Below are 4,686 nucleotides of genomic sequence, written 5' to 3' on the forward strand. Positions count from 1 at the left end.
GGGGCGGGGATCGGGGATGGTCGGGTCCTCGCATTCGGCGAGGATGGGGAGGAGGAGGCGCCACTGGGCGTCGGGCTGCTTCTCCGGGGCGTGGAGGAGGGCGTGGCGCATGAGGTCGGTGTAGCCGCGGGAGGCGGCGGCGGCGAGGCGGAGGAGCTGGCGGAGGGAGAGGGTCTCGGGGGCGGTGAGGGCGCCGTAGAGGTCCTCGGCGAGGTGGGCGACGGCGCGGAGGCGCTTGCGCTTGTCGTGGTTGAAGCGGGGGTAGAGGGCGGAGATGGCGGCTTCGGTGGTGTCGAAGAGGCCGGTCTGGGTGGCGCGGACGGCGACCATGGCCTGTTCCCAGGGGGAGATGTCGGCGCGGATGGCGTTTTCCTCGACCATGGCGGTCATCGCCTCGGTGAGGGTCGCGGGCGTGCGGAGGAAGGCGGGGATGGTGTCGAAGCCGAGGATGCCGTCGGCGGAGAGGGCGCGGACGGCGGCGAGGCGGCGGTAGCCGGAGATGAGGCCCCAGCGGCGGGGGGTGGGGGAGTCGGGAGTCGGATGTGGGGCCGGATGCGGGGCCGGGTGCGGGGCCGGATGCGGGGCCGGGTGCGGGGCGGGGTCGGGGAGGGCGAAGAGCTCGATCGGCATGCGCAGGCCGGTGGCGAGGATCGAGTGCTTGAGCTCGGCCAGCGCGTCGGGGTCGAGGCGGGCGCGGTCGCGGGCGAGGGCGTCCTCGGCGATCTCGGCGGTGGGGACGCGGGCGATGTCGGGCATGGCTGGGCTCCGGGCGGTTGCGGCGTGGAGGATAAGCGCGCGGGCGGGGGTGTTGCCGGGGCGGGGGGAGGAGCGTGCGGGGCCCGGGAGGCGGCTGCGGGCGCGGGGTTCGGGGCGGGGCCGGGTGGGTTCCGGGGCGGCGGCGTGGAATTGACGGGTGGCGGGGGGGGGTGGTCCCTTGCGGGGCGCCCCCGGGCATTCGAGCCGACGCCAGGTTCCGGGGCGCGGGGGGACAGATGTCATATCGAGGGATGATCTGCGCGGCCGCGCTCTGCTCGGCTGCGGTCTGCGCTTGGGCGGAGACGCCGGCGGAGCGCGGGGAATATCTGGTCAGGGGGCCGATGGGGTGCGGCAACTGCCATACGCCGCAGGGGCCGGAGGGGCCGGACATGGCGCTCGAGCTCGCCGGCGGGCAGGTGGTGGTGGACGAGCCGGCGATGCGGGCGGTCTCGCCCAACATCACGCCGGCGGGCGCGGTCGGCGGGTGGACGGACGCCGAGCTCGCGAAGGCGATCCGCGAGGGGCTGCGGCCGGACGGCAGCCTGATCGGGCCGCCGATGCCGTTCAGCCTCTACAGGGGGCTGTCCGACAGCGACCTCGCGGCGGTCGTCGCCTTCCTGCGCACACTGCCGCCCATCGAGCACGCGACGGAGAAGTCGGTCTACCGCATCCCGCTGCCGCCGGCCTGGGGGCCGCCGGTCGGGCAGGTCGCGGACGTGCCGCGCGGGCCGACGGCCGAATACGGCGCCTATCTGGCCGGGCCGGTCGCGCACTGCCTGGAGTGCCATACGCCGATGGGGCCGGAGGGGCCGATGTACGAGACCGCGACCGGGCAGGGCGGGTTCGAGTTCCCCGGGCCCTGGGGGGTGTCGGTGGCGGCCAACCTCACCTCGAGCGAGGACGGGCTGGCGAACTACAGCGACGCGGAGGTGGCGGCGATGATCACGCAGGGGGTGAAGCCGGACGGGACGCGGATGCTGCCGCCGATGCCCTATGGCTATCTGGCGCGGATGACGCCGGACGACCTGGCGGCGGTGATCGCCTATCTGCGGACGCTGCCGCCGCTGCCGGACCGGCCGAAGGGGTGAGGGGGGAGCGCGCGGGTCGGCTTCGGGCCGGCCTTCGCGCTCCGAGCGCACGGGCGCGCCTGTCCCGGGGGGAGGCAGGCGTGGCCCGTGCTTTTCTTGCGGGCGGCGTTGGCGGGCGTGGGGCGGCTTCGCGGGTGCGGGGGGTCAGTCGTCGGTGGCGCGCAGCGCGGTGATCTCCCAGTCCCAGCGCGGGGTGCCGGTGACCGGGGGCAGGGAGGCGAAGCCGAAGTGGGCCGAGAGGGCGCGGATCTGGCCGGGCGGCACGTCGGGGCGGGCGATGGCGGTCGATTCGCCGATGACCGGGCAGGCCTCGGGGGGCGTGTCCTCGGCCGGGCAGTCGCGCAGGCGGAGCTTCAGCGTGACGTCGCGCAGGCGGTAGCGGGGGGAGCCGTTGGCGATGCGGCCGGCGAGGCTGGCGCCGCGGACGGTGGGGGTGACCTCGATCCGGTCGAGGGTGAGCTCGGCCGGGGCGATGCGGGTGCCGGCGCGCTCGCTCTCGGGCGGGGCCTCGCGGGTGAAGTAGAGGGCGAGGCCGGCGGCGGCGGCGAGGCCGGCCGCGATCCCCCAGGGGCGGAAGCGGGGGTAGGCGACGAGCGCCGCGCCGTAGGCGACGAGCGCGAGGACGAGGACGGCGACAGGCATGCGGCACTCCCGGCGCAGGGCGCCCGCCCGCTTCTAGCCGAAGGCCGGGCGGTTGCCAAACCGGTCGCCGCGGGGGCGCGTGGGGGATATTTTACCATTTGATAAAAAATCCCTGCTGTGAGAGCGTGGGGGCGCAGGCACGACGCAGAGGTCGACGGAGAGGTCCATGGCACCCAGCCCGCATTCGCCCGGCATCGTCAGCGGGCGGCTGAGCCGCGAGGCGCTGGCGGAGAATTTCGCCGACATCGCGCCGAACTTCACCGCGCACGAGGCGCTGGTGGCGGCGGACCGCTGCTATTTCTGCTACGACGCGCCCTGCACGCTGGCCTGCCCGACCTCGATCGACGTGCCGCTCTTCATCCGGCAGATCGCGAGCGGGGTGCCGGAGGCGGCGGCGATGACCATCCTGTCGCAGAACGTGCTCGGGGGGATGTGCGCGCGGGTCTGCCCGACCGAGACGCTCTGCGAGGAGGCCTGCGTGCGGGAGGCGGCGGAGGGGCGCCCCGTGGAGATCGGGCGGCTGCAGCGCTATGCGACCGACGCGCTGATGGCGCGGGGCGGGCAGCCGTTCGCCCGCGCTGCGTCGAGCGGGCGGCGGGTGGCGGTGGTCGGGGCGGGGCCGGCCGGGCTCGCCTGCGCGCACCGGCTGGCCATGCTCGGGCACGAGGTGGTGCTCCTCGACGGGCGGGAGAAGGCGGGGGGGCTGAACGAGTTCGGCATCGCCGCCTACAAGGCGGTCGACGGCTTCGCCCAGGCCGAGGTGGAGTGGCTGCTCGGGATCGGCGGAATCAGCCTGCGCCAGGGGGTGCGGCTCGGGCGCGACCTGACGCTCGACGCGCTGCTCGCGGACTTCGACGCGGTCTTTCTCGGCATCGGGCTCGGCGGGGTGCGGGGGCTGGCCGGCGCGGAGTCGGGCGGGCCGGAGGTGCGGCCGGCGGTCGACTTCATCGCCGAGCTGCGCCAGGCGCGCGATCTGGCGGCGCTGCCGGTCGGGCGGCGGGTGGTGGTGATCGGCGGCGGGATGACGGCGATCGACGCCGGGGTGCAGGCGAAGAAGCTCGGGGCCGAGGAGGTGACGATCGCCTATCGCCGCGGCCGCGGGCGGATGGCGGCGAGCCGCTACGAGCAGGAGCTGGCGGCGAGCGTCGGGGTGCGCATCCTGGCCAATGCGGCGCCGGTCGGGACGGTGCCGGCGGGGATGGTCTTCGCGCGGAGCGACGAGGAGGGCGTGCCGGGGGAGGAGCGGTTCGAGATCGCCGCCGACCAGGTGCTGACGGCGATCGGGCAGGTGCTCGGGCCGGTGCCGGAGGGGCTGGCGGTCGCGGGCGGCAAGATCGCGGTGACCGGGCCGGGGCGGACCAGCCTGGCGCGGGTCTGGGCCGGCGGGGACTGCGCCGCCGGGGGCGACGACCTGACGGTGACCGCCGTCGCCGAGGGACGGGACGCGGCGATCGACATCCACGCGGCGCTCATGGCCGCGTGATGTGCGCGCTGCGGCATTGCGTCCCGGGCCGCGAGTGGTTACCTGCGCGGCAGGCGCGGGAGAGGAGTGCGCATGGAGCCGCTCTACGGGGCGATCGTCGACTTCCTGGCGGCGCACCAGCATTGGGCGCCCTATCTCGCCTTCGCCCTGGCGCTGGGCGAGACGGTCGCCTTCGTCTCGATCGCCATTCCCTCGACGGCGATCCTGGTCGGGGTGGGCGGGCTGATCGCCACCGGGGCGCTGCACTTCGTGCCGATCTGGATCGGGGCGGTGCTGGGCGCGCTGGTCGGCTCGACCTTCTCCTGGTGGCTCGGGCGGCGCTACGGCGACCGGATGCTGGCGGTCTGGCCCTTCTCGCGCGAGCCGGCGCTGGTCGAGCGCGGCACGCTGGCCTTCCGCCGCTGGGGCGGCGGGGCGATCTTCGTCGCGCATTTCTTCGGGCCGCTCCGGGCGGTGGCCTTCCTGGTGGCCGGGGTCTCCTCGATGTCTCTGGCCGGTTTCCAGCTCGCCAACGTGCCGGGGGTGCTGATCTGGGCCTATGCCATCCCGAAGGCCGGGGAGGTGGGCGGCAACGTCATCGGCCACGTCTGGCGGGGGCTGTTCGGCGCCTGAGCGGCGAAGGAAGAGGGGTGCCCTCCCCATTTGTCCCGCCCGAGGCCCTGGCCTCGGGCAGCGCCCGCCCCGCCCCCAGGCGGGCGCTTCTCGCCCGCCGGGTCG

General features: G+C 75.3%; 5 protein-coding genes. 3 read left to right on the forward strand and 2 right to left on the reverse strand.

The features are described from left to right. Positions 1–756 (reverse strand): ParB/RepB/Spo0J family partition protein (locus Q0112_RS13860; RefSeq protein WP_367278475.1); only part of this gene is annotated, 756 nt, incomplete at its 3' end. Between the two features lie 236 nt (positions 757–992). On the opposite strand from Q0112_RS13860, the gene Q0112_RS13865 reads away from it, so the two are divergent. Then, the gene (locus tag Q0112_RS13865; protein ID WP_297976242.1) at positions 993–1,844 is read left to right on the forward strand and encodes a c-type cytochrome; all 852 of its coding nucleotides are present in this window, start codon (positions 993–995) and stop codon (positions 1,842–1,844) included. 144 nt (positions 1,845–1,988) lie between these two features. On the opposite strand, the gene Q0112_RS13870 is transcribed toward Q0112_RS13865, so the two are convergent. Next, positions 1,989–2,486, reverse strand: coding sequence for a hypothetical protein (locus Q0112_RS13870; protein ID WP_297976244.1), 498 nt, complete (start codon positions 2,484–2,486; stop codon positions 1,989–1,991). A gap of 166 nt (positions 2,487–2,652) precedes the next feature. On the opposite strand from Q0112_RS13870, the gene Q0112_RS13875 reads away from it, so the two are divergent. Together Q0112_RS13875 and Q0112_RS13880 are read left to right on the forward strand one after the other, a co-directional pair. Then, a complete protein-coding gene (locus tag Q0112_RS13875; RefSeq protein WP_297976246.1) occupies positions 2,653–3,969 on the forward strand; it encodes an NAD(P)-dependent oxidoreductase in 1,317 nt (438 codons plus the stop codon). Positions 3,970–4,041: 72 nt separating this feature from the next. Then, entirely contained in the window at positions 4,042–4,581 is a 540-nt protein-coding gene (locus Q0112_RS13880) for a DedA family protein (RefSeq protein ID WP_297976248.1), read from the forward strand. Positions 4,582–4,686: the final 105 nt, after the last annotated feature.

This window comes from uncultured Amaricoccus sp., from assembly GCF_937858865.1.
In the GTDB taxonomy this organism is placed as follows: Bacteria; Pseudomonadota; Alphaproteobacteria; order Rhodobacterales; family Rhodobacteraceae; genus Amaricoccus.

Excerpts from the sequence above, each read along its gene's own strand:
- Q0112_RS13875 (WP_297976246.1), top strand. The coding sequence starts at position 2,653 with ATGGCACCCAGCCCGCATTCGCCCGGCATCGTCAGCGGGCGGCTGAGC.
- Q0112_RS13865 (WP_297976242.1), top strand. The coding sequence starts at position 993 with ATGTCATATCGAGGGATGATCTGCGCGGCCGCGCTCTGCTCGGCTGCG.
- Q0112_RS13870 (WP_297976244.1), bottom strand. The coding sequence starts at position 2,486 with ATGCCTGTCGCCGTCCTCGTCCTCGCGCTCGTCGCCTACGGCGCGGCG.
- Q0112_RS13880 (WP_297976248.1), top strand. The coding sequence starts at position 4,042 with ATGGAGCCGCTCTACGGGGCGATCGTCGACTTCCTGGCGGCGCACCAG.